The organism is Lutispora sp. QWL-02 (assembly GCF_058315355.1).
This window is the reverse complement of record NZ_CM177762.1, coordinates 136,315-162,836: the sequence shown is the minus strand read 5'-3', so window position 1 is coordinate 162,836 and position 26,522 is coordinate 136,315. Positions and strand designations below refer to the sequence as shown.

At 40.9% G+C, this 26,522-nt stretch carries 18 protein-coding genes; 15 read left to right on the top strand and 3 right to left on the bottom strand.

Translation table 11 applies throughout. From position 1 onward, the window contains the following. The first annotated feature begins 23 nt into the window (after positions 1-23). Positions 24-1,856, top strand: a complete 1,833-nt coding sequence (locus AC4HCY_RS00660) for an ABC transporter ATP-binding protein (protein WP_323432630.1) — start codon at positions 24-26, stop codon at positions 1,854-1,856. Between the two features lie 157 nt (positions 1,857-2,013). Here the strand turns inward: AC4HCY_RS00660 and AC4HCY_RS00655 are convergent, their stop codons facing one another. After that, on the bottom strand, positions 2,014-2,862 hold the full coding sequence (locus AC4HCY_RS00655) for a C40 family peptidase (RefSeq protein WP_323432629.1): 849 nt from the start codon (positions 2,860-2,862) through the stop codon (positions 2,014-2,016). Positions 2,863-3,154: 292 nt separating this feature from the next. On the opposite strand from AC4HCY_RS00655, the gene AC4HCY_RS00650 reads away from it, so the two are divergent. The 8 genes from AC4HCY_RS00650 to AC4HCY_RS00615 all read left to right on the top strand — a co-directional run bounded on the left by AC4HCY_RS00650 (position 3,155) and on the right by AC4HCY_RS00615 (position 15,407). Continuing rightward, positions 3,155-4,708 carry an outer membrane protein assembly factor BamB family protein gene (locus AC4HCY_RS00650; RefSeq protein ID WP_491095165.1) on the top strand — a complete coding sequence of 518 codons (1,554 nt, stop codon included), beginning with the start codon at positions 3,155-3,157 and terminating at the stop codon, positions 4,706-4,708. 64 nt (positions 4,709-4,772) lie between these two features. Further along, the gene (locus tag AC4HCY_RS00645) at positions 4,773-6,311 is read left to right on the top strand and encodes an FAD-dependent oxidoreductase (RefSeq protein ID WP_491095164.1); all 1,539 of its coding nucleotides are present in this window, start codon (positions 4,773-4,775) and stop codon (positions 6,309-6,311) included. Positions 6,312-6,985: 674 nt separating this feature from the next. Beyond that, entirely contained in the window at positions 6,986-8,479 is a 1,494-nt protein-coding gene (locus AC4HCY_RS00640; protein ID WP_491095163.1) for a DUF1538 domain-containing protein, read from the top strand. After that, positions 8,463-9,128, top strand: a complete 666-nt coding sequence (locus tag AC4HCY_RS00635) for a P-II family nitrogen regulator (RefSeq protein WP_255226431.1) — start codon at positions 8,463-8,465, stop codon at positions 9,126-9,128. Before AC4HCY_RS00640 ends, AC4HCY_RS00635 begins: the two co-directional genes overlap by 17 nt. A gap of 104 nt (positions 9,129-9,232) precedes the next feature. Continuing rightward, on the top strand, positions 9,233-10,405 hold the full coding sequence (locus AC4HCY_RS00630) for an exonuclease SbcCD subunit D (protein WP_491095162.1): 1,173 nt from the start codon (positions 9,233-9,235) through the stop codon (positions 10,403-10,405). After that, entirely contained in the window at positions 10,362-13,502 is a 3,141-nt protein-coding gene (locus AC4HCY_RS00625) for an SbcC/MukB-like Walker B domain-containing protein (protein WP_491095161.1), read from the top strand. The genes AC4HCY_RS00630 and AC4HCY_RS00625 overlap by 44 nt, the downstream gene beginning before the upstream one ends. Before the next feature lie 13 nt (positions 13,503-13,515). Continuing rightward, positions 13,516-14,841, top strand: a complete 1,326-nt coding sequence (locus AC4HCY_RS00620; protein ID WP_323432623.1) for a DNA recombination protein RmuC — start codon at positions 13,516-13,518, stop codon at positions 14,839-14,841. A gap of 215 nt (positions 14,842-15,056) precedes the next feature. Beyond that, positions 15,057-15,407: a DUF3307 domain-containing protein gene (locus AC4HCY_RS00615; RefSeq protein WP_491096060.1), complete on the top strand. Its 351-nt coding sequence runs from the start codon at positions 15,057-15,059 to the stop codon at positions 15,405-15,407. 243 nt (positions 15,408-15,650) lie between these two features. Here the strand turns inward: AC4HCY_RS00615 and AC4HCY_RS00610 are convergent, their stop codons facing one another. Both AC4HCY_RS00610 and AC4HCY_RS00605 read right to left on the bottom strand, forming a co-directional pair. After that, on the bottom strand, positions 15,651-17,021 hold the full coding sequence (locus tag AC4HCY_RS00610; protein ID WP_255226437.1) for a sigma-54-dependent transcriptional regulator: 1,371 nt from the start codon (positions 17,019-17,021) through the stop codon (positions 15,651-15,653). Positions 17,022-17,041: 20 nt separating this feature from the next. Next, a complete protein-coding gene (locus AC4HCY_RS00605; RefSeq protein WP_491095160.1) occupies positions 17,042-19,048 on the bottom strand; it encodes an ATP-binding protein in 2,007 nt (668 codons plus the stop codon). Between the two features lie 308 nt (positions 19,049-19,356). Here AC4HCY_RS00605 and AC4HCY_RS00600 point away from each other — a divergent pair, with 308 nt between their 5' ends. The 6 genes from AC4HCY_RS00600 (at position 19,357) to AC4HCY_RS00575 (ending at position 26,500) form a co-directional block, all read left to right on the top strand. Further along, the gene (locus AC4HCY_RS00600; protein ID WP_323432620.1) at positions 19,357-20,733 is read left to right on the top strand and encodes an amidohydrolase; all 1,377 of its coding nucleotides are present in this window, start codon (positions 19,357-19,359) and stop codon (positions 20,731-20,733) included. A gap of 20 nt (positions 20,734-20,753) precedes the next feature. Continuing rightward, positions 20,754-21,953 carry a metal-dependent hydrolase family protein gene (locus tag AC4HCY_RS00595; RefSeq protein ID WP_323432619.1) on the top strand — a complete coding sequence of 400 codons (1,200 nt, stop codon included), beginning with the start codon at positions 20,754-20,756 and terminating at the stop codon, positions 21,951-21,953. Between the two features lie 93 nt (positions 21,954-22,046). Continuing rightward, the gene (locus AC4HCY_RS00590) at positions 22,047-23,615 is read left to right on the top strand and encodes an ABC transporter substrate-binding protein (RefSeq protein WP_323432618.1); all 1,569 of its coding nucleotides are present in this window, start codon (positions 22,047-22,049) and stop codon (positions 23,613-23,615) included. A 64-nt stretch (positions 23,616-23,679) separates the two neighbouring features. Next, positions 23,680-24,612, top strand: a complete 933-nt coding sequence (locus tag AC4HCY_RS00585) for an ABC transporter permease (RefSeq protein ID WP_255226440.1) — start codon at positions 23,680-23,682, stop codon at positions 24,610-24,612. A 6-nt stretch (positions 24,613-24,618) separates the two neighbouring features. Next, entirely contained in the window at positions 24,619-25,509 is an 891-nt protein-coding gene (locus tag AC4HCY_RS00580; protein WP_255226441.1) for an ABC transporter permease, read from the top strand. A gap of 19 nt (positions 25,510-25,528) precedes the next feature. Beyond that, positions 25,529-26,500 carry an ABC transporter ATP-binding protein gene (locus AC4HCY_RS00575; RefSeq protein ID WP_323432617.1) on the top strand — a complete coding sequence of 324 codons (972 nt, stop codon included), beginning with the start codon at positions 25,529-25,531 and terminating at the stop codon, positions 26,498-26,500. The last annotated feature ends 22 nt before the right edge of the window (positions 26,501-26,522 follow it).

The window sequence follows — 26,522 nt, the reverse complement described above, 5'->3', positions numbered from 1 at the left end:
GGACTAAAACAGGAGGTGACATTATGACAGCCAATCAAGAACAGGATTATACTAAAAAATTGGATTTTGGACTTTGGCGCAAGCTGTTTCAATATATAATACCTTATAAAAAGTATGTAATAAGGCTTACCTTGGTCATGATGGCGGTAGGAGGCATTGACGTAATCTTTCCCATCATGACGAGATATGCCATAGATAATTTTGTATTAAAAGGCCATTTGCAGGGTTTATGGATCTTTGCAGGAGTTTATGCCCTGCTTGTATTGTTTCAATCTACAAATGTAAGGCTTTTAGCCCTCAATGCGGGCAAGATCGAAACAGGGGTGGTTTATGATATCAGGCATAAAGGCTTTGATAATTTGCAGAACTTGTCCTTTTCCTACTATGATAAAACTCCCGTGGGGTGGATGATGGCGAGGATGACTTCAGACGTGCAAAGGCTTGGAGACACTATAGCCTGGGGTTTGGTGGATCTGGTCTGGGGCTTCACCATGATGACGGGCATAGCTATAGTAATGCTCTTTATGAATCTTAAGCTTGCATTGATAAGCTTGTCTGTAGTGCCTTTTCTGGCAATAGCCAGCGTATATTTTCAGCAAAAAATATTGAAGGCGCACAGGAAGGTGAGGAAAATAAATTCCAGAATCACCGGAGCTTTTAATGAAGGCATAATGGGTGCCAAGACTACCAAGACTTTGGTAAGGGAAAAAGAGAATCTTAAGGAATTTAAGGAATTGACCCTGGATATGTATAATTCATCCGTGAAGGCGGCTATGTATTCGGCCGTTTATCTCCCTCTTGTGGTCACATTGGGGAGCATAGGCACCGGCCTGGCAATGTGGTATGGGGGCAAAGCGGTAATGCTTGAGAGCATCAGCTATGGTACTTTAGTGCTCTTCATATCCTATACCATCCAGTTTTTTGAGCCGGTTAGAGACCTGGCCAGGATATTCAGCGAATTTCAATCAGCTCAGGCCTCTGCAGAAAGGATAATGTCTCTCATAGAGACTGAACCGGAAATAAAAGACACGCCTGAAGTCTTGGAAAGATATGGAGATGTCTTCGATCCTAAGCCCGAAAATTGGCCGCCTATAAAAGGAAATATAGTTTTTAAAAATGTGAGCTTTTCCTACAAGAATGGGGAAAAAGTGCTGGAGAACTTCAATCTCAACATAAGAGCAGGCCAGAGCATAGCTCTGGTAGGAGAGACCGGTTCGGGGAAAAGCACCATAGTAAACCTTCTTTGCAGATTCTATGAGCCTGTTAAGGGAGAGATTTTGATAGACGGCGTTGATTATAAAGAGAGATCACAGGCCTGGCTGCAGTCGAACCTTGGCTATGTGCTCCAAGCACCTCATCTGTTCAGCGGTACTGTGAAGGACAATATCAGATACGGCAAGCTTGATGCATCTTCAGATGATATCATAAAAGCAGCAAAGCTGGTCAATGCACATGATTTTATAATGAAGCTTGAAAACGGCTATGAGACAGAGGTGGGAGAAGGCGGCAGCAGGCTGTCTACGGGAGAAAAGCAGCTCATATCCTTTGCCAGGGCAATCCTTGCAGATCCCAGGATTTTTGTGCTGGATGAAGCAACTTCCTCTGTTGATACAGAGACTGAGAAGATCATTCAGGATGCCATTCAAAAGGTGTTAAAAGGAAGAACCAGCTTTATAATCGCTCACAGACTTTCTACTATAAGGTCTGCAGACAGGATATTGGTAATAAGCGATGGAAAGATAATCGAAGACGGCAACCATAACAAGCTTATGGAAGAAAAGGGTCATTACTATAGGCTCTACACTAATCAATTCATGGAAGAGCAGGAAAACGAGATATTGGGCAAATTATCTTAGTCTCGAAGCATAAGGTGAATTGTTCCACAGGAGCAAGAGAGGATGCCCTGGGGCATTCGCAATCGTTATCAGTCAGCACAACTAAGGTTAAAACATAATTTATACAGTAGAATCAACGGGGTCTTGGCATAAAAAAGAAAGAATGACGGCACTGCCGTCATTCTTTCTTTCCCCCCTCGACTTCTTCTTCGTCTTTCAACTCTATATATCTCCGGGCACCTTGATACTTGCCCGTATATGTGCGTAAATCACTGATCACAATCTTTTTCTGAGATGAACTGGCGTGTATGAATTTGTGATCTCCTATGTATATTCCCACATGTCCTATGGTTTTGCCCCTATTGGAGAAGAAAACCAAATCCCCGGGTTCTAAATCCTTTTTATCTATGGGTGTTCCTTTTTTAAACTGCTGAGTGGCTGTTCTTTCCAGCTTTATGCCATAATTCTTCATCACATAAGTTGTAAAGCCGGAGCAGTCAAAAGCTTTTCCTGAAGAGGCACCATATACATATGGAGCGCCTAAGTATTTTCTGGTGAAATCAACGAAAGCACGACTGCTTACAGAAGTTTTATCTGATTTTTCCTCTATTTTTTTCGGAAATAGCTCATTCAGCTTTGCTATTGTAGCATTATCGGCTTCGCCGCTGACATTCAATCCTTCTTTTTCCTGAAACGCTTTTATGGCTTCTTGGGTAGCCTCATCTATAAGCGAGGTTATTTCACCATTATAAAGCCCGGCGGTCTTGAGATCCTGCTGTATCGATTCTGCGAGCTTTTTCTCCGCAGCTTCTTTTTCTTTTACCACTTCTATTTGACGGATTCTAGCCTTTATATAATCTATGGTCTGCTTGCCTGCGATGCCGTCAACCTTAAGGCCGATTTCCTCTTGAAACTTTTTTACTGCGATTTCCGTCTTATCTCCATAATAAGTTGTATATTCATCATTTTTAAAGTATCCCAAAAAATCCAGGTTCTTTTGAAGGGTTGTTATATCTTTATGTGTCATGCCCCTCTTAAGCGTTATATCGCCTAGATCAGCATAGGTTTTTGCGCTGAAGCAAATTATAAACAATGCGGTCAATAATACTAATTTCCTCAGAAAAGCACCTCCTTTTACGAGGGTTGGGAATTGTAACACATTTGTAATAATTATAAACCATGTCCCAAATAAAAGCAAATATTTTTCGTATAAACTATCTGACAACCGGAGTCCTGTTGATGTATAATAACTATATAATGCGTCATGCCGGTACAAAAATGCGATGGGGAACGGCGATCAGAAAAGAGAGGAAAATTCTATGAAAAAATTAAAACTGCTATTTTTTATTTTATTAGTTTCAATATTGATTTTTAAGCTTCTTCCCGGGCTTACCATAACGCCTACTCTTGGTATGGACAACCCTGGGGAACAACTCCCTGAGAATGATAAAGATAAAGAATCCACACCTGATAAGGAATTGCTTCCCTTTACTTTATCTTATACGGAAGTTCCGGGAGTGTTAACTTTTAGGGGCAACAATTTTAGAACGGCACCTGCTTACGGTACTGTGGATATAAAGGACAATAAGATCGAGAAGCTTTGGCAGGTCAAGGCTGAAGCAAAGGGGCTCTGGGGCGGGGGAAGCGGCTGGACAGGCCAGCCTGCTCTGGTCAAGTGGAGTCCTGAAGTAAGAAAGATTATGAATATAAAAGAAAAGTTCAAAGAGGATGAAAACTTTGTTGAAGTAATCATTGCATCTTTAAACGGCAAGGTTTACTTTATCGATTTAGCTACCGGAGAGCTGACAAGAGAGCCTATTGATACAGGCAGCCCCATAAAAGGCAGTGTGTCGGTGGATTCAAGAGGGTACCCGCTTTTATATGTAGGACAAGGCATCAAAGAAAAGCCTGATTTCGGCTTTAGATTATACAGTCTAATTGATCAAAAGCTGCTCTTTCTCCAAGACGGAGAGGACAAGGATGCACCAAGGCTGTGGCCGAATTTTGATTCCTCTGCATTATTCAGCAGAAGCGAGGATGCCCTTTATGTGGGCGGAGAAAACGGCCTTTTCTATAAGCTGAAGCTTAACACCGTCTTTAAGCCCGAAGAAAAGCTGTTGACTATAAATCCGGAAGTAAAAAAATATAAATACGAAAAGGAAGATGACAGCACAGATCCGCTGTACAGCACTTATGGCATTGAAAATTCCCCTGCCGCATGGGAAGATATGATTTTCTTTGCAGACAACGGCGGATTGGTCAAAGCCATCGATAAGGATTTAAAGGAACTCTGGACTGTGGATAACTTTGATGACACAGACGCTTCCATAACCTTAGACATAGAAAATGAAAATCCTGTATTATATACTGCCAGTGAAGTGGACAGGCAAGGCAGCCAGGGCACTGCAAGGATATTAAAAATCGAAGGCAAAACCGGTAAAATACTCTGGGAGAAAGGATATAAAGCTTTTTCCAGAGATGGTGCCAGCCCTTCTAATGGAGGTGCTCTCTCTACCAACATAGTAGGAAAGAAAAGCATCGATAATATGGTTATATTTACCCTATCCAGAACAGAGAATGAAAGCAAGGGAATAATGGTGGCCCTTGATAAAGCCACAGGCCAAGAGCTATGGAGATGGGAAATGCCGACCTATGCCTGGTCATCCCCTGTAGATGTCTATGACAGCCAGGGCAAGGCATATATATTGCAAGCTTTGCGAAACGGCACCATGTATATAATCGATGGGGCAAACGGGAAGATACTTGGAAAAGCGCCAATAGATTCATATATTGAAGCTTCACCTGCTATATTCAATGATTATGCGGTTATTGCTTCGAGAAATGGCTATATCTACGGTTTAAAAATCAAATAGACATGCATAAATCTCTTCTTGCTGTAAACCATAAAGGTGATTAGCAGTAAGGAGGGATTTTTTTATGGATAGAAACACAATACCCTATTGGATCGGCACCGCGGAAGATACTAACTATCCGGAATTAACGGAGGATGTAAGCGTAGATGTAGGGATAGTAGGAGGAGGATTGGCAGGCATAACTTCTGCCTATTTATTAAAAAAAGAAGGCTTCAAGGTAGCCGTCATCGAGGCCGACAAGATATGCAAGGCCGCCACAGGCCATACTACTGCGAAGATAACCTCACAGCATACATTGACATATGATAAAGCAATAAAAACCTTTGGTAAAGAGCTGGCTCAGCAGTATGCAGATGCGAACCAGCAGGCTGTAAAGTTTATGACGGATATGGTCAAGAGCGGCAATATTCAATGCAATTATGAGCTAAAGTCTGCCTATGTCTTTACACAGGATAAAAATTCTGTAGAAAAAATAAAAAAGGAAGCAGAGGCTGCCGCAAGTCTCGGAATACCTGCAGAGTTTGTACTGGAAACTCCTCTGCCTTTTCCGGTGCTTGGAGCAGTCAGATTTACCGGTCAGGCTCAATTCCACCCGAGAAAATATGTGCTGGCATTAGCCAAAGGTATACCAAGAGACGGCTCTCATATATTTGAACATACCAGAGCTGTAGATATTGATGAAGGAGAAACCTGTACAATTAAAACCCTTAGCGGCAAAAAAGTGAAAGCTCGATATGTGATAATAGCGTCGCATTATCCTTTTTATGACGGAAAAGGAATGTATTTTGCCAGAATGTATCCTTCCAGATCCTATCTATTGGCTTTTAAGGTCGAGGAGAATATTCCGGATGGTATGTTTATAAATATTGATACACCCGGTATGACCCTTCGCAGCCAGTCTCACGAAGGAGGCCGGATACTCATTTTCGGCGGAGAAGCCCACAAAACCGCTCACGGAGAACAGACCTCCACTCATTATGAGAATCTGAGAAAGCTTGTAAGAACCATGTTTACCGTAAAAGAGGAGCTTTATCATTGGTCCACGCAGGATTATTACACATTGGACGGAATACCTTATGTAGGAAGACTCACTTCCAATACTCCTAACATATATGTTGCAACAGGATTCAAAAAGTGGGGAATGACGAATTCAACTGCTGCAGCTATAATCATTAAGGATTTGATAATCAAAGGGAAAAGCTCCTGGGAGGGTATCTATAGTCCTCAAAGAGCCGCTACTGGTACTGCTGCTGCAACCTTCATCGCACAAAACGCAGATGTGGCCATGCAGCTCATATCAGGTAAAATTGAAAATCCTGATGATGAAATAGATATTGAAAAAGGCGAAGGCAAGGTCGTAGAATATAAAGGCAAAAGGACAGGTGTCTATAAGGATGAAGTCGGGAAGCTTTACCTTCTGGATATAACCTGCACCCATATGGGCTGCGAGCTTCAGTGGAACGATGGAGAAAAATCCTGGGATTGTCCGTGCCACGGCTCGAGGTTCAGCTATGACGGAAGCATAATGGAAGGCCCTGCCCTGTATCCCCTGAATCACCCTGATAAAGGAAGGAATCAGGTGGAACCTAATGTGTTCAAATAGCAGCCTTCCATTTAGGCTGTTGATACAGCAGCTATAAGAAGAATGGTATGTATATCTGAGCAGGCCGGGGGACGGAAACCACTGAAAGACACGGAATTTTGCACTGAAAAACACGGAAATGTTTTTTTAATGCCATATCACCACAGGAATGCGAGTTGCGAACCGGCTTAGATATGGAATTAGTTAAAATAGACAGTTATAATCCGTGTTCTCCGTTCCCATATGACCTCAGCGGGCTACCTTAGCTCTCGTAACTTTTATATATTGCGCTGCAGTGAAATAGCATCCATGTATAGACTAAGTATGCTTATATAAAAATTGTCAATGACCCTTATGAGCTGAGCCTTAGAAAAGCCGTAGGCGAGGCACGGACGCCGAGCAAGCTTTCCAGGCCACGGATGACCTTTGGGAAGCGTAGGATTTTCTTAGGCTCAGTGAATTAGTGTCATCAATTTTTATATACTATACGTGACTATACATGGATGCTATGGCTTATCAGTGCTATGCCTAAAAAAAGTAAAATGCACATAAGCCTTCTATTTTATTGCCTTGCACAAATATAAATAACTATAGTAGAATATAGTTGTGAAAAGTTCGGATTACAGGATAAAATCTCTAAGTTGATGTATTATTATAGGACGTGCTTGGGGGATTTAGAGAGGAGGCTATATTATTTGAATTTACTGCTTCAAAAATTTAAGGAGGTCTTATCATCCGTTTTACCGATAAGCGTGTTGGTGCTCATACTGAACTTTACTTTGGTGCCTATAGAAACAGATATGCTGATCAGATTTATTATCGGCTCAGTATTGGTTATTATCGGATTGGGAATATTCTTATTAGGAGCTGATATTGGCATAACCTCTATAGGAAGCCTTATGGGAGAAGAAGCGGCAAAGACTAATAGAGCTCATTCCGTTGCTATTCTCGGGCTTATTTTAGGCTTTTTCATTACCATAGCTGAGCCAGACCTGCAGATCCTTGCCAATGAAGTGAGCAGCGCCAGCGGAGGGACCATTCCTGCTTCTCTGATCCTTGTTGTTGTTTCTTTAGGAGTAGGTATTATGGTAGCTATAGGACTATTAAGAATTTTATATGAAAAACCGTTGAATAAGCTGCTTACACTGGTGTATTTTATCATTTTGATTCTGGGCCTATGGGTTTCGGAGGAGTTTCTGGCTATTTCTGTTGATGCGTCAGGAGCTACAACGGGAGCTATGACTACGCCTTTCATTTTGGCATTAGGCTTGGGTGTTTCCCAGCTAAAAGGCGGCAAAACATCTGAGGAAGACAGCTTTGGGCTGGTAGGCATCGCATCGACGGGACCTATTCTTGCAGTCATGATAATGAATATAATCGCAGGTGCAGATAAAATTGTAGGGGAAGCGGAAGTCTTCCGCGCCCACAGCGGAATTTTGGGACCTTATTTAGAGGAATTTCCCAAAATCATGAGGGAATCGGTCATCACTTTGCTGCCCTTGCTCGTATTATTTTTGATTTTTGATTTTCTGAAATTTAAACTGAATAGAAAAAAAAGAAACAGAATATTAAAGGGTCTTGCCTACACTTACGCAGGTCTTGGACTGTTTTTGACAGGAGTCAATGCAGGCTTTATGGAGGTTGGCAGAGTTATGGGATACGGCATAGCCAGCCTCCAATATGCCTGGGTGGTTCCCGTGGTAGGATTTCTTTTAGGTATGATGGTTGTGCTTGCTGAGCCTGCCGTACATGTTCTGACAAAACAGGTTGAAGATGTGACAGCAGGACATATTCCAAGGAAAATAATATTGTTTGCATTGTCAGCGGGTATTGCTTTCGCCGTTTGCATGTCTATGCTGAGGATAATGATACCGGGATTAAAGCTATGGCATTTCTTGCTGCCCGGGTTTGCATTAGCTGCATTTTTGAGCTACAGGGTGCCGCCTATATTTGTCGGTATAGCTTATGATGCCGGCGGGGTTGCATCAGGCCCTATGACAGCTACCTTTATATTAGCCTTTGCACAGGGGGCTGCCACTGCCATTCCGACAGCCAATGTATTAGTGGATGGGTTTGGCGTTATAGCGATGGTTGCGATGATGCCGTTAGTAGCTTTGCAATTGCTGGGGCTTATGTTTAAAGTTAAAGCAAAAAAGGAGGGCATTGATCTAAATGATGCTAAAAGATAGGGAGTTCTCGTTATTCTGTGTGATTGTGAACTTTGGAGAAGGAAGCAAAATATTAAAAGCATCTAAAGAGCTAGGAGTAACCGGGGGCACTTTTCTTGTAGGTAAGGGAACGATAAAAAATCAATTGCTTAATATCTTAGGCCTTGATGAAGTGAGAAAAGAGATACTTATAATGGTCGTCGAAGACAGCCTGGTGGAAGTCCTTCATGATCAGCTCACAAAAAAATTTAATTTGGATAAGCCCAATCACGGGATAACCTTTTCCGTTCCAATAAGCAATTTGGCTGTTTTTAACAGATGCGAATATGTATCAAAACCAAAAAGGCGAGGTGTAGATAAGATGGAATATGAAGCCATATTTATTATAGTAGAAAAAGGACTGTCGGACGAGGTTATAGAAGCGGCGGAATCCGCAGGCTCCACAGGAGGAACAATAATTCACGGCAGAGGCTCCGGCACTCAGGACACGGCAAAATTGTTCAATGTCGAAATAGAACCGGAAAAGGACATCATATTGATTTTATCGGAATCAGAAAAGACAACAGCAATAGTGAATTCAATAAAAGAGAGGATACACATTGAAGACCCGGGCAAAGGTGTAATATTTGTAATAGATGTGAACAGAACCTCCGGGCTATATAAAAGCTAAAAACTGAAATAATGGCGTTCAGCTAAAGATAGAAGAGGCTTCCTGATATAAAAAAGGAAGCCGCTTTTCTTAGATATCATATGATAAACAAGCGGGGAGGGGATATGATGAAGATAATCCATACAGGTGACTGGCATATAGGAAAGATAGTCAACGAATACCACATGACAAAAGATCAGGAGTACATACTGGATCAGTTTTTACATATAGTCTGCGAAGAGAAACCGCAGGCGGTAATAATTGCCGGCGATATCTATGACCGCTCCGTCGCACCGGTGGAAGCTGTGGAGCTCTTAGATAAGATTTTGGCAAAGATAGTCCTGGAGCATGGCATTCCGGTCCTGGCAGTGGCAGGCAATCATGACAGCCCGGAAAGGCTGAACTTCGGCAGCGGCATACTTAAAACCAAGGGCTTATACATAGAAGGGGTCCTGAAAAAAGATGCAACGAAGATTACCCTAAATGATGAATACGGGCCTGTGAACTTTTATCTCCTGCCCTATGCAGATGCGGCTGTGGTCAGAGATATATTTGAAGACCCCGGCATCAGGAGCCAGCAGGATGCCATGAAGGCCATGATAGAAAGAATAGGGGCTGCCATGGACAAGGATGAAAGGAATATAATGATAACTCACGGATATGTCAGGGGTTCCGAGGAGCCCGAGACTTCCGAATCGGAAAGACCCCTTTCCATAGGCGGCACGGATATGGTAAGCTATGAGCTCTTCAATGATTTCTGCTACACTGCCTTGGGGCATCTCCACAGCCCTCAAAGGGCCGGAAATGAAAATATCAGATATTCGGGCTCCTTGCTGAAATACTCATTTTCTGAGGTAAAGCAGAGAAAAGGCGTAAACATAATCAATATAGATGAAAAGGGCATTGCAGATATAGCCTTCAGGGAGCTGGTTCCTATGAGGGATATGAGGATAATAAGAGGAGAGCTTAAGCACCTGACAGACCCGGTTGTATATAATGCTGCAAACAGAGAAGATTACATAAAGGCCATATTGACGGACAAAGGCGAGCTATTGGACCCCATGCGCAAGCTGAAATCCGTATACCCCAACGTGATGCTGCTGGAGGTAGAGGATAGAGGCAGCAAGGGTGACTATTTTCTTTCAGCCAAAACCTCAAGAAACAAATCAAAGCTGGAGCTTTTTTCAGAGTTCTATAAGTACATAAACGATACGGAGCTGGCCCAGGAGAGCTCAGGAGTGTTGGCCAAGATAATTGAAGAAGTGGAAAAGAGAGGTGAGGACCTTGAAGCCAATTAAGCTTATCATGTCGGCTTTCGGACCCTATGCGGGGGTTGAAACCATAGATTTTTCGCTTTTGGAGGAGCAAAACATATTTGTAATAACCGGGCCTACGGGAGCGGGCAAGACCACTATATTTGACGGCATATGCTATGCCTTGTACGGCAGCGCTTCGGGAGAGGGCAGAGACGGCGAAAGCATGAGAAGCCACTTTGCCAAGGATGATGTCCTTACCTTCGTTGAACTGGAATTCCAGCTCAGAGGTAAAAGCTATTATGTAAAAAGAATCCCAAAGCAGCAGAAAAGGAAGGAAAGAGGAGAAGGCTATACGGAGCAGAAGGCAGAGGCCGAACTTAAGGCCTTGGGAGAGAAAGTAACAACAGGGGTCAGGGAAGTAAATGAAAAGATAAATGATTTATTGGGAATAAGTTATGAGCAGTTCAAGCAAATAGTGATGATACCTCAGAATGAATTCAGAAAGCTCCTCTTGGCTGAAAGCAAGGAGCGGGAAGTGATACTGAGGAAAATCTTCGGAAGCTGGCAGTTCCAGATGATCCAGGAGAAGCTGGAGGATAATGCAAGGGAACTGAGAAGGGCTATTGAGGCTTTGACTCAAAAGGAAATCGCTTATATCAAAGGCATAGACTGGGGCAAGAAGGAAGAATTAAGAGCGAAGGCAGAAAAAGATGATGTTAACCATTATGAAATAATGGAAGACCTGAAGAATTTGATCAAGGAAGATGATGAAGAAGAGAAAAGGCTGGAAAAAGCAGCCGAGACAATGAGCAATGAACTGGAGAAGCTCCAGGAAACTCTGGTAAAGGGTATCGAGGTAAACAACAGATTTGAAGAAAGAAAAATCGCCGAAAATGACCTAAATATATTAGAGAGCAGTAAAAGCCTCTGGGAGGAAAAAGAAAAAAGGCTTCAGAAAGCGAGAAAAGCTCTGCTCATAAAATCTGTTGAAGAGCAATGCAAAAAGTCCGGGGAAGATTTGAATAAAGCCATTCTTGAATATGAGGAATCCAAATCTGCTCTTGCAGCTGCTGCGGAGAGCTTTAATAAATGCAGGGACTCCCTGAAGGAAGAGGAGGGCAAGGAAAGCGCAAGGAAAGAGCTTGCGTATAAAGCCGCAGAGCTCAAGAAGGATATCGATAAGGTAAAAGAGTATGGAAGGCTTTCATCGGAACTGGAGAAACTGAACAAGGAGCTTGGAGAAAAAGAAAGCACAAGGAAAAAGAACAGCGGGGAAATAGAAGCTTTAAAGGAAGAGATCAAAAAGCTGAATCATGGCATCGATATCGCCAATAAAGCGGCCCTGGAATATATAGAGCATGCAAAGGATATAGCCCAGAAGGAGGAAATCTTAAAAAAGCTGAAAGGCTTGGAGGCGGAGAATAAAACACTTCAAAGCTTAAGGCAGCAGTACGGAAAGAAAAAGGCTTTATATGAAGAACTGAACAAAGGTTATGAAGAAAGCAAGAAGAAATATGAAAAGCTGAGCCAATTATTTTTCCAAGGCCAGGCGGGGCTTTTAGCAAAAGGCTTAACTTTGGGTGAACCCTGTCCCGTTTGCGGTTCTCTCCATCATCCCAGTCCGGCGCAGCCTCTTTCGGGCATGCCTTCAGAGGGAGAATTGAAAGCAGCTAAAGAAGCTTATGATGATCTCAACGAAAAATTGAGGAAAGCAGCCGATGAATTTGCGGATGTAAGAGCTAAAGGGGAAGCTCAAAGGGATAGCGCAGATAAAATAAAACTGGAATTGAGAGAAGTGCTGGGAGAAATAGAAAATTTAAAGCTTGTCACTGAAGCTTATGAAGGAACACTTCTGAGCTTGAAGTCTAAAAGGGAAGAGGCGGATAAGAAGCGTAAAGAAAAGGATAAGCTTGCTGAGAAATTGGATCTGGCGGAAAAAGCCCAAAAGGAAAAGGAAGATACGGCTCTAAGCCTGGATGGGGAATACAGGGATATATATGCTGAGCTTCAAGGCACAAAGGCCTTGCTGTCCAAGGTGGAGAGCGAGCTGTCTTTGGGCATAAAACAAGAGGATGAGCTTTTGATGAAAATAAAGAGCTGTGAAGAAGAATGCAAAGCTATGGAAGAAAGCTATAAAAATGCTCAGGAAGCCTACAGAAGATCAGAGATCGAAATGACCAAAAAAGAAGAAAATAGAGCATTCAAGGGAAAAAACCTGGAAACTGCAGAGGAAGAACATAAGGGAGCAGAAAAGAGGTTTACAGATGCCCTTTTAAGGGTAGGATTTGGGGATAAACAGGAATATGATTCAGCAAAGCTTGAGGAAAAGGAAATGGAAGCCCTTGAGGAGGAAATAAGAAGATATAATGAGGAGCTGAAATCTGCAGGAGACAGGCTCCACAAGGCCTTAAAGAGCATAGAAGGTTTGAAGCCTGTCAATACCGGAGAGCTGAACGAGATGATGGAGTCAAAGAAGCTCAGCAAAGCCGGCCTGGAAAAAGAAATAAAGCAGAATTTTGCCAGGCTGATGCACAACAAAGCCCTGCTGAGCAATATGAAGGATACAGGAGAAGAGATAGGAAAACAGGAAGAGATCTACAGAGTGGTTGGACATCTGGCTAATATGGCCAAGGGAAATAACAGAGAGCGGCTGAGCTTTGAGAGATATGTTCTGGCAGCCTATTTTGACGACATAATCCATGCAGCCAATCAAAGGCTTGTGAAGATGACGGACGGCAGATTTGAATTATCGCGAATAAAGGAAAAGCAGAAAGGTGCTGCACAGCAGGGCCTTGAAATAGAGATATATGATTATTATACGGGGCAGCCCCGCCATGTCAAGGTCATATCAGGAGGAGAGAGCTTCAAAGCATCCCTGTCCCTTGCCCTGGGTCTGTCTGATGTGGTACAGTCCTATGCAGGGGGCATAAGCCTGGATACCATCTTTATAGATGAAGGCTTCGGCAGCCTGGATGAGGATTCTCTCGAAAAATCTATACAATGTCTTTTGGAGCTCCAAAAAACAGGCAAGCTGGTTGGTGTAATATCCCACGTGGGAGAGCTTAAAGAAAGAATAAGGGCAAGGATCGAAGTAACGCCTGGCATGACAGGCAGCAAATCGAGAGTCGTAGTAGCGTAAACGAGGTGAAAGAATGGAAAGTTTGATGATGATAGGAAGCCTTATAGCCGGTGTGCTGGTATTGATACTGGTATTTGCCGAGAGAAGCAGCGCCGCTAAAAGGGCGGAAAAGCTGAAAGAGAGCCATCTGTCTATAGAAAACAAAATTGCATATTTAGAAAAATTATTGGATAGAACAGAAAAGACTGTAAGGGATGAAATGGGCCTGAGCAGAGCGGAAGCATCCAATTCAGCGAGGAACCTGAGCGACTCATTGATCTCAAGGATCAATGAGATGTCCAAGCTGCAGCATATGCAGGCCGATTCAATAGATGCCCGCATGGCGAGGCTGGCGGAGAGCAACGAAGAGAAGCTGGAGGCCATGAGGAAGGAACTGGAGCTGAAGCTGAACAGCATAATGAAGGATAATGGTGAAAAGCTGGAAGCCATGAGGGCTACAGTTGACGAGAAGCTTCATGATACACTGGAGAAGAGATTGGGAGAATCCTTCAAGCTTGTCAGTGAGAGGCTTGAGCAGGTACATAAGGGCTTAGGGGAAATGCAGAGCTTAGCCTTGGGAGTGGGGGACTTGAAGAAGGTTCTCACCAATGTAAAATCCAGGGGCATATGGGGTGAAATCCAGCTTGGGAATATACTGGAGCAGATACTGACTCCCGAGCAATACCTTACAAATATTTCTACGAAAAGGAATACTCAGGAAAAGGTGGAGTTTGCTATTCGCCTTCCCGGTAAAGGAGGAGAAGGGGAGGAAGTGCTGCTTCCCGTAGACGCCAAATTCCCTCAGGAGGATTTTCAAAGACTGGTTGAAGCGGCTGAAATAGGGGATGCTTCTGCAATGGAGGAAGCCGCAAAGCAGCTTGAGAACAGGATAAAGGCTGAGGCCAGGAGGATAAGCGACAAATATATAAATCCCCCTGTTACCACGGATTTTGCCATCATGTTTTTGCCCATAGAGAGTCTTTATGCAGAGATAGCCAAGAGAGCCGGCCTCATAGAGCATATCCAGGAAAAATACAGGATAAACATTGCAGGCCCTTCCACTATGGCAGCCTTTTTAAACAGTTTATCCATGGGTTTCAGAACCTTGGCTATACAGAAGCGCTCTTCTGAGGTATGGGGACTTTTGGGAGCAGTGAAAAGCGAGTTCGGAAAATTTGGAGATATATTGGAAAAGACTAATAAAAAGCTTCACGAAGCCAGCAAGACCATTGAGGACGCTACTAAAAAATCCAGAACCATCGAAAGAAAGCTGAAGGATGTGGAGGCCCTGCCGGTGGAGGAAGCCGCACCGGCTCTGGATTCCGGTGACCCCTCAGATACCGCAGATCATACAGAATAAGCATATGTGCAGTTTACAAATGTTTTTCTTTTTTTCTATGACAAATATGTTGCTGTTATTGGTGATATAGTAGACTCAAAAAAATAAAAGAGCGTAAATAAAGCACTGAATAATGCTGAGTTCTATTCCTATAAATCTGCAATGGACACAGTTAACTTTTTTTAAGCAAGGGAAGGGAAGAGCTTGATGGCTAAGGTTGTTTGACTTTGTTTTTAATGGGACATGCATTAGGTGATTTCTATTTACAGTACTCTGAATTGGCAATAGGCAAGGATGAATCAATCAAGAAATTATTGAAGCATGGTGTAATATACTTGTTTTCAATGATGTTTGTAATTATTCTGGTGTTTAGCCTTAAACTATTAAAATGGACTGTTATCATTTCCATAGCTCACTTTATAGTTGACTTACTGAATTTTTTTATAAAAAAGAAAATAACTATAGATGATAAATTAGATGCATTAGCATACTCTCTTGATCAGATAATACATATTCTTGTAATTGTTTTTACTGCGGCAATTATATATTTCCTATCTGAACCTATTAGTTATATTTATTGTATTTAATATATTTTGAATAGGTCACAGATTGATGTTATGAGTATTTTTTCTTGGATGTTAATTTTACTTATTATAATCCAGCCCTTTAGTATAACAATTAAGAAAGTGCTATATCGCTACAAACCGATGACCAACAATGAAGAAGAAGGAATCTTTGAAATCGGTAGGAGCTTTGGAGCTTTCCAAAGATAAGCAATATCCCTTCAAAATGCTATACCATTCTAATTATGCATGCTGCAGCACATATGCTTATTCTATATATTGGCTTGTGTCAATATTATATTCTTTTATTTTGTTGAATAAGCCTTTTAGGCTTATTCCCAGCTGTTCAGCGGTAGCTTTGCGATAGCCCTTATTTGCCTGAAGCGCAGATTCAATCGCTTTTTTTTCGACTTCCTTTAAACTAAGGTCGGAGAGCTCATCCTTATCTATGATTTTATTCCCGCTATTATAGCTTATTATGTCTGCCGGAAGGTCTTCCTCTTCTATCGTATTTGTGTTTGCCATCACTGCCGCATATTCGAGAATATTGGCCAATTGGCGGATATTACCGGGATAATTGTATTTCAAAAGCTTTTTTTCGGCTGCATCTGATATTAAAGTAATATTTTTTTTGAAGTCTATATTGTATTTCTTAATGAAATAATTTATCAGCAGGGAGATGTCTTGCTTTCTTTCTCTTAATGGTGGAAGATTGATCTCTATGACATTCAGCCTGAAGTATAAATCTTCTCTGAAGGTCTTTTCTTCAATGCATTTTTTTAAGTCCTTATTTGTGGCTGAGAGCACACGAATATTTAGAGAAATCTTTTCGTTGCTTCCGACAGGCGAATATTCTTTATGCTGAAGGACGCGCAATAGCTTTGCTTGAAGATTGTATGATAATTCGGCTATCTCATCTAAAAAAATTGTCCCGTTGTTTGCTAAAGCAAATTTGCCTTTTTTGTTTTCAATCGCTCCTGTAAAAGCTCCTTTTTTGTGCCCGAAGAATTCCTCTTCCAGCAATCCTTCCGGAATTGCAGCGCAATTGACCACCTCAAAGGGATATTTAGCCCTTTTACCTGAGTAATGTATCTCACGCGCAATAAGCTCTTTTCCCGTTCCGCTTTCACCGGTTATAAGGATGCTGCTGTCGATATCCTTCACTTTGTCTACAAGCTTGAGTACATCTTTCATCAGAGGGCTTTTGCCTATGATGCCGTTGCGATCATATCTGTCCTCCAATTCGCTTTCCAAATAGCCCACACGGTAATTTAAATCCTGATATGCAAAAGCTTTTTCCAAGACTATATTCAATTCTGAAATGCTTAAAGGCTTTATCAAATATGTGTATGCGCCTTGCTGCATTGCCTCTACCGAAGTTTCAATCGTGCCGTATGCCGTCATCATAATGACTACCATATCAGGAAGTCTATTCTTTATTTTTTTGAGCAAGTCGATCCCGTTATCTTTTCCCAGCTTGAGATCCAGCAGGCAGAGGTCTATTTTTTCCTTATTAAGCATTTTCAACGCATTATTGGAATTTGTTGCTGACTTTACATCATATTTCGAATTCAATGCAAATTCTAAGGATGTGCATATTCCAATTTCGTCATCAATTATAAGAATGGTTTTCTTCATGTTACATGCCCTCCTTAATCCTAAATCAATTGGAATTTTAAAAATATTTTTGTGTATTCACCCTTTTTGCTCTCGATGGACATTGTTCCGTTGTTTCTTTCTACGTAGCGCTTGGCGATATACATGCCCAATCCGGTTCCATTCCATTTTGTGGAGTAGAATGGTTCCATGCAATTTCTAGCCTCTTGTTCTGTCATCCCGATACCGAAGTCTGTAACCGATATATATGCATAAGCTTCATCACTGGAGGCTTTTATAATGATCTGCCTGTCCTCTGCCTTTTCGCTTAAAATAATGGCGTCCAGGCTGTTGATCACAAAATTGATCAAGATTTGCTTGAGCTGTTGTTCGTCTACATTAATAAAAATATTTTTATCGCATTCATAGGAAAGGCTTACATTTTTTTGTTCTACTGAATGCTTCAGCAGCTCAATGGTATCTTGTATTATTTCTTTGAGGTTTGTCCGTCGGTATTCTATTTTTTCCGGTTTCGCATACTCTATCAGATTTGTAATAAGTGAGTTTATCCGTTCGATTTCCCTCGGAACTATTTCAGCCAGCTTCTGCTGGAATAATTCGTCATCCTTTTTATCCTGGAGCAATTCAATAAATGTTTTGATCGAAGTCAAGGGATTTCTTATTTCATGAGCCATTCCCGCAACGATTCTGTTCAGGGATTTACTCTTTTCCTTTTCATGCAGCTCTCTCTCCAGGTTCTGCTGTTCAGTGATATCATCAAATATTAAAGTTACCGCACGCACTTTATTATCCGATGTAAAAAGAGGAAAAATGTTATAATCGTATGTTTTGACATTGCCCAGATCGTCTGTGATACTTTTTATCTGATTAAGCAAATTGATGCTTTTATCGAACATATTTTCTTTGATGTCCTCTAAAAGATGGTTAAAAAGGCTGATCTGAAAGATGTCTAAGCCGGTAGGAGTAAAATTAAGGCCGATAATTTTTCTTGCCCTATCATTGAATATAGTGATCCTGCGCTCTTTGTTGAAAACGACGACCCCCTCATTATGATTCTCAATAAGGCATTCTTTCAGCTCATTTGCATTTCTCACCTTTAATATTTGCTCTTCCAATTCTTTGTTCAAAACCTGCAAGCTCTTTGTTTTGGCATCGATCTGTGATTTCAGATAAACACTTAGCCGCAGCGAAACGAAGATGATTATTAATGCTATGACGCATATAAAAATAAAAGTTATTATATAAGTCCTGAATACTGTTTTTGAAATATTTTCATTAGGTATCCATTTGTTAAGAATGCGGTCCATATTGCCTGAGATTTTTAGCTTAAAAATCTCATCGTTGATGATTTGAAGCACATTTTTATTGTTGCTGTTCATTGCTATGCCATAGTCGATCGTAGCGATATAGTTATCTGAAATAGTATATTTCTTAGAATCCTTGCTTTCGGACATCAATTTTTTGAGCGAGGCGCGAGGTCCGATCAACATATCAAGATCTTGATTTTTAAATACATTGTAGGCTTCCTGGGTAGTGGATGAAATCCAGCAGGGCAGGCTGATGATCGGTGTTATTTCATTGATATCGGCAACGCTTCTTTCTGTTGCGGCAGAATAAGCGTATGAATTTAGCGGATAGTTGGTAATATCCACTTTGTTTTTGTAAGACATAATGCTTATGTTGTCTTGGGATATAGGGGCAGAATATATCAAATTGTATTTGTCCTTTTGGTTCAGGGGTATGCCGAGTATCAGGCTGACATCATTATTTTTTAATGCTTTGACAGCTTCTGTATAGTTATCATATGGGATATACTTAAATTCTGTTTTAAGGACAGCTCCTATTTTATTTAGAATTTCAACATGTGCTCCGACTATTTTGCCATCCTGTATATATTGATAGGGAGGAGCAAAAGGAACTACAGCAGCATTGTATGTTTTATTTGCCGCGTATGCTTTGTTTAATGCATAAGCAGCCGATGGCATTGAAAGAAGCAACAAAAGGGCTAATAACAGCATTATTATGCTTTTTCTATTGTTTATGTTCATTTTAGACCTCCCAGCTATTTGGACTTCTGATAAAGCCGGAGAAACCGTTTTCGTTCGGTAGAATCGATATAGGAGATTGAACCAATATAAGTCAGAGGCCAAGCCTCTGGTTTTATTAATTATATATCATATCCGGGAAAATGTCACTCAAATATCGGTAAATTTTACTGGCTGCGTAAAATTTACATGCTTGTAACGGCGCTTATTTGCAACAGGGGACGGTCGGAACATAGCAAAATGAGGCTTTCTGACTTATGGCATAATGTTTGCACTATAAAAGGCAAACAATTAAAATTGGAGGTCTAAAAATGGCAGGTGAAATTGCATTAAAGAGTATCGACAGGCAGCGAAAAGATTTGGAAAATCTGGCTCAGAATATATGGCTGAATCCGGAGCTGGGTTTTGAAGAAGTAAAGGCAAGCAAATGGATATCCGAGGTACTTGAAGAAAATGGGTTCGAGGTAGAGTTAGGCGTGGCAGGAATACCTACTGCAATAAAAGCCTCCTGGGGCGAAGGTCATCCCAAGATAGGTTTATTGGGTGAATATGATGCTCTGCCTGGTCTGAGCCAAAAAGTGCAGAGTACTAAGGAGCCTTTTGTTGAAGGAGCGCCTGGTCATGGCTGCGGCCATAATCTGCTGGGTGTGGCTCATTTGGGCGCCGCTATTGCAGTAAAAGAAGAGATGGAAGCAAGGGGGCTGAAAGGAACAATAGTATATTATGGGTGTCCCGCAGAAGAAGGTGGGAATGGAAAGTGTTACATGGCAAGAGAAGGAGTTTTTGATGACTTAGATATAAATGCTCATTTTCATCCCGGGCTTTGTAATACTATTGGGATTACATCTATAGCAATTTGCCAGGGTAAGTTCCATTTTAAGGGTATAACCGCACATCCAGGTCAAAATCCTCAAGATGGAAGAAGTGCATTGGACGCTGTAGAGTTAATGAATGTAGGTGCTAATTATCTTAGAGAGCATGTAGGCAAAGATACAAGCATTTCCTACATCATTACAGATGGCGGCAAAGCACCTAATATGATTCCTGATACTGCGACGGTATGGTATTCATTGCGTGCTGATGAAAAAGAAGACGTTGAGGAACTTTACGAAAAGATTAAGAAAATAGCGGCTGGAGCTGCTTTGATGACAGAAACTGCCTTCGAAGAAGAATTCTTGGGCTGCGCATATAATGCATTGAATAATAGAGTGTTGCAAGGAGTATTATATGAAGCATTCGGAGCATGCCCTCCAGAACCTTATACGGATGAGGAAATTCAATATATCGAAGAAATAAATGCAATATATCCGGAAATCACAGCCAGCAACAGGAAAAAATATAAAACTTCCGAAGATGCATTGTATCAAGAGGGTATATTCCCATTGTATTATAACCGAGGATCAACGGATGTTGGTGATGTAAACCATATTTGTCCGGGTGTATCGTTTAGAACAGTATGCTTCCCCCTTGGAGCGCAGGTACATAGTTGGGTTACAACTGCTATGACCAATCACGCTTTCGCGAAGAAGGGAATGATACGAGGAGCAAAGATTTTAGCTTATTTTTCAATTAAGATATTAGAGGACAATAGCATTTGTGAGCGTGCAAAGGCGGAATTTTTGGAGGATACGAAGGGGAGGCCTTATAAATCAAATTTGCCTAACAAAAGTCCTAGAAACATTTTTTAAAGCTTAAGGAGAATATCGATATGTCAAGAGTTCTATACAAAAACTTTGATTTAATTGACGTAAAAAGTTCCAGGGTTATACCTGATAGCTACTTTATAGTTGAGAATGATATATTTATTGAAGTTGGACGTGTCAATGAGCTTTCGGATAGAATTAATAAATGTTCATTTGATGTAGTTGAAGATCTAACTGGCAAAACAGTGATGCCAGGAATGTTTAATATACACATACATTGTTTATCTACTCCTATAGGACATCCAGCAAATTTGAATCATGAAAGTGCCGCAAAGTTTGCAATTCGCGGGATGGTTCATCTGCAACAGCATTTAAAATCAGGTGTAACTTTTGTCAGAGACATGAATGGCAGAAAGCTAGTCGAAGTTGAATTGAAACAGGCACTGAAAGAAGGAATATTTGAAGGCCCGGATATGTATATATGCAGACAATGCCTGTGCATGACAGGTGGACATGGCTGGAACCTTGGGAGAGAATGTGACGGTGTTGACGATGTTATGAAGGCCGCCAGGGAACAAATAAGGGGCGGCGCGGATTTCATTAAAATAATGGCAACTGGAGGGATTATGGCTGATGGTGAGCAACCTGGCCAGGAGCAGCTTACCGAAGCTGAGATAAGGGCAGCTGTCGAAGCTGCGCATAGGGCAGGTAAGAGGACAGCGTCTCATGCACAGGGGACACAGGGAATAAAAAATGCATTACGGGCAGGGATTGATTCTATTGAGCATGGTATTATGCTGGATGATGAAGCCATTGAAATGATGCTAAAAAATAATACCGCATATGTGCCTACATTGGCTGCACCATATTTTATTATAAAGGCTGGCTTGGAAGCAGGAGTACCAAAGTTTGCACTTGATAAGGCAAAAGCATGCAGAGAGCATCATTTAAGGAGTTTTGAAAAAGCAATGGAAGCAGGAGTAAAAATAGGGCTGGGAACAGACGCCGGCACGCCTTATGCTTTGCATTCCGAAACATATATGGAATTGGTTTTAATGGTGGAGGCTGGAATGGCACCTATGGAAGCTATCTGCACAGCTACAAGGAATTCTGCAGAGATTGTCGGTGTAGATCGCATTATGGGAACAATCGATAAAGGCAAGAAGGCTAATTTTTTGGTACTTGATACAAGCCCGCTATCTGATATTAGCTCTTTACGTGATGTGAGAAGGGTTTATAAAAACGGAAAGCTGATCTATTTATAAAAGATCTTTGCTTAATAATAGGAGGAGGTGGTATTACTTTACTAACTATTGAATCTTCTAAAAAACAGTTAATGAAAGGGAAGGGATATAAGCATGAAAAAATCAAGATTAATTTCCTGTCTATTACTAGTAGCAATGTTATTTACACTTACTGCTTGCACCGGTAATTCGTCGCAGCCAAGTAATGTAGGTTCCGCTAGTGGTTCCGGAGAAAATGCTGCAGCATCAGAAAAACGTGATGATTTAATATGCGGTATTCAAAAATTACCTTCAACTCTAGATACTGTTAAAACAGCAGATATTATGCCTCCTCAATTTCAGATTTTTGATGGGCTTGTAAGAGATTATAACGGTGAGATAGTATCTGCACTTGCTGAAAGCTGGACATTTGCTGATGACGCTAAATCAATTACTTTTAAATTACGACCTGATATCAAGTTCCATAATGGAGATCCCATTACAGCTGAAGATGTTGTATTCTCAATTAATAGAGCCGCAGTATCTCCGTTTGTAACTATTATGACATCTGCAATTGATAAAGCTGAAAAGGTTGATGAACAAACAGTATTGGTTAATTTCAAATATCCTTACGGTCCTGGATTAAAATGTTTTACTACTACTGCTTTATATATTATGAACAAAAAGGCTATCGAAGCTGATGAAGATGGATATGGAAAGAGTCCAATCGGATCGGGGCCATATGTACTTAAAGAGTGGATACCTGGTGAAAAAATAGTAATGGAAGCATTCAGCGGCTATTATGCCGGTGAGCCTGCAATTAAAAAGATTACTTATATACAGATTCCTGACCCCAGTACTCTTCTTATTGCATTAGAGAAGGGTGAAATTGATATCATTGATAGTAATACCCCTGAAGAAGCACGTCAATCACTTATCGATAACAAGAAGCTTCAATATGCAGAGTGTGATTCAAATGCGTTCTTAAATATTATGTTTAACAACACAAAAGGACCATTTGCAGACAAGCGAGTAAGGGAAGCAGTAAGCTACGCAATTGATAGGCAGGAATTAATTGATGGAGCTAAGAATGGAATGGCTTCACCATTGGAGGCCCCGCTGCTAATGTCATGCCCCGAATATCCGACTGACTTCAAGGCCAATCCATATGATCTTGAAAAAGCAAAAACATTGCTTGCAGGGGCAGGATATCCCGATGGATTTACTGTAAAGATGAAGACTATTGATTCTCCTACATACACTAAGCCTACAGAAATCATTCAGGCACAGTTAAAAAAGATTGGAATAAATATTGAAATAGAAATTATGGAACGTGGCAAATATATGGATGATGTAACAAATAAGAGTGATTTTGATATTACATTCTGGGCAATAGTAGCTAAGGTTCCCGATGCTGATTTTTGTCAATATTCTTTTTTCCACAGCGAAAACCTTAAAGGCAAAGGAAATTACATGGGGATCAATAATCCGGAATTGGACAAACTCCTAAGTGAAGGGAGAGCTTGTCTGGATCTTGAGAAAAGGAAAGAAATATATGCTAAAGCTTGCGAAATCATAAAGGAAGAAACAATGCTTGTTCCATTGTTTATGGCTAAAAGAACATTAGCGGCTAATACAAATTTAACAGGGTTGGAATTAAGGCCTGATAATCTGCGTAGATATATTTACGCAGATTGGAAATAATTAACAAGAACTGATGCAAAAATGTTGCAGGCATTTCTATGCCTGCAACATGTTAGGAGGCAAAATGTTTAGGTATATTTTGAAGAGGTTATTCTTAATGATACCGGTAATGGTGGGAATATCTTTTATCTTATTCTCTATTTTAAATTTAACTCCGGGTGATCCTGCCAGGCTCATGCTTGGTGAAGGCGCAACGGAAGAAGCTGTTGCAATGTTAAGAGAAGAGATGGGATTGAACGAAAACTTCTTTATCAGATATGGCAAATATGTTCTCGGGATATGCAAGGGTGACTTTGGCATCTCTTATGTATCCAAGGCTCCCACTTCTCAAGAGATACTGGTTCGTTTCCCAGTTACTGTAAAACTGGCATTATGCGGTATCTCATTTGCGATAATTCTGGGAATTCCGATAGGAATTATATCGGCTGTGAGGCAGTATACGATAATAGATACAGTTAGCTTGATCACAACATTAGTATTAACATCAATGCCGGGATTTTGGCTTGGATTAATGCTTATATTGATATTTTCACTAAAGCTGGATTTAATGCCTACTACAGGAGCTGACACATGGATACATTTTATACTGCCTACAATAACATTGTCTTCCATAACCCTTGCTACACTGATAAGAATGACACGCTCAACCATGCTAGAGGTGATAAGGCAAGATTATATAAGGACAGCTAAATCAAAAGGGGCTTCTGAAAAAAGGATAATATTTAAGCATGCATTAAGAAATGCGTTGCTGCCAGTTGTTACAGTAATAGGTATAAACTTTGGAATTTTATTGGGCGGAGCTGTAATTACAGAGAGCGTTTTTGCAATAAATGGCCTAGGAACATTAGTTGTAGAAGCGGTAAAAATGAAGGATGCACCGGTAGTTATAGGTGCAGTGCTGCTAATTGCTTTTGTTGGTGGTCTTGTTAACCTATTGGTCGACATTTTATATACCTATATTGACCCTAGGGTTAAGACACAGTTTTCGAAAGGGTAGGTGGCTATGGAGGTTAATTTTGAAAAGGGAGTAAATTTTAAAAACATTAAAAAACGCAGCCAACTTAAAGCAATATGGTTTAGGTTTAGCAAGAATAAACTCGCAATGTTCGGCTTGATCCTATTTGCTATAACGATTATTTTTACTGTTGGGGCACCAGTGTTTATAAGTTATGATGCTGCAATTGAGCAGAACATCTCAAAAAAGCTAATATCCCCGGGAAAAGAATACATATTCGGGACAGATATGTATGGGAGGGACATGTTTGCCAGAGTGATTTATGGCGGAAGGATATCGTTGTTAGTCGGTTTATCAACGGTAATCATTTCATTGTTCTTTGGCTCGTTAATTGGGTCTTTGGCAGCTTATTACGGTGGCAGGATTGATAATATCCTGATGCGTATTATGGATGTTTTTTTGGCAATCCCAAGCATTTTGATGGCAATAGCTGTTGTTGCGGCACTTGGACAAGGCATTGTAAACATTTTAATTGCGATGAGCATGTCAAGGATACCACAGTTTGCCCGCATAGTGAGATCGGCAATATTGTCGATCAAGGGGCAAGAATTTATAGAAGCAGCAAAAGCCTGTGGAACAAGTGATGCAAGAATAATTGCAAGGCATATTTTACCCAATGCTATCGGACCTATTGTTGTACAAGCTTCATTAAATGTTGCTGGTGCAATTTTAGGTATAGCGGGTTTGAGTTTCGTTGGTTTGGGAATCACTCCGCCTACTCCTGAATGGGGATCATTGTTATCTGGTGCGCGCAGCCAAATGAGATATTATCCATATTTGGTTACAATACCCGGGCTAGCTATTATGGTAGCTGTCTTATCACTCAACTTGATAGGCGACGGCTTAAGGGATGCATTAGATCCAAGATTGAAAAATTAGCTTGAATTGGAGAAAAGTTATGGATAAATTGTTGGAAATAAAAGATTTGAATGTCACATATAAAACTGATGAGGCTTTGATTTATGCAGTTAACGGCCTCAATTTAGCTTTAAATAAAGGTGAAACATTGGGAGTTGTTGGAGAAACCGGAGCTGGTAAAACAACAACAGCTTTAAGCATTATGAGACTGTTGCCTGATAAGGTAGGGAGAATTACTAGAGGTTCAATATACCTGGATGGAATGGAGATAACAAAAAAAACTGAAGCTGATATGAGGCTCATAAGAGGGAATACGGTTTCAATGATTTTTCAGGACCCGATGACCAGTTTGAATCCAACAATGACTATTGGCAGTCAAATTGCAGAAGTATTGCAATTGCACAGTAATGATAATAAAGCAAACATTAAAAACAGGGTCGACGAAATATTAAGGCTTGTAGGTATTTCCACTGAAAGGCAAAATGATTATCCACATCAGTTTTCAGGCGGGATGAAGCAGAGAGTAGTAATTGCAATCGCGTTGGCATGTGAGCCGAAGCTATTATTGGCAGATGAGCCTACCACAGCTTTAGATGTTACTATTCAAGCTCAAGTTTTACAGATGATGCGTGAGCTTAAAAGCAAATTAAATACTTCAATGATACTTATAACTCATGATTTGGGGGTTGTTGCCCAAAACTGTGACAAGGTCGCAATTATGTATGCGGGTGAAATCGTAGAAAACGGAATAATCGAAGATATTTTTGAAGGTGTTAATCATCATCCATACACAGAAGGGTTATTTGGTTCAATACCTGACTTAACAAGGTCTACAAAGCGATTGAATCCGATTGATGGGTTAATGCCTGATCCCATAAATCTTCCTGCTGGATGTACATTTCATCCTAGATGTCCTAAATGTATGGATATTTGCAGGACGAAAAAGCCAGAGCCTTTCTCATTTGGCTCACATGTCATTAAGTGCCATTTTGTACAGAATTCCAATCAGTAGCAAACAAAAGGAAGGATACAAA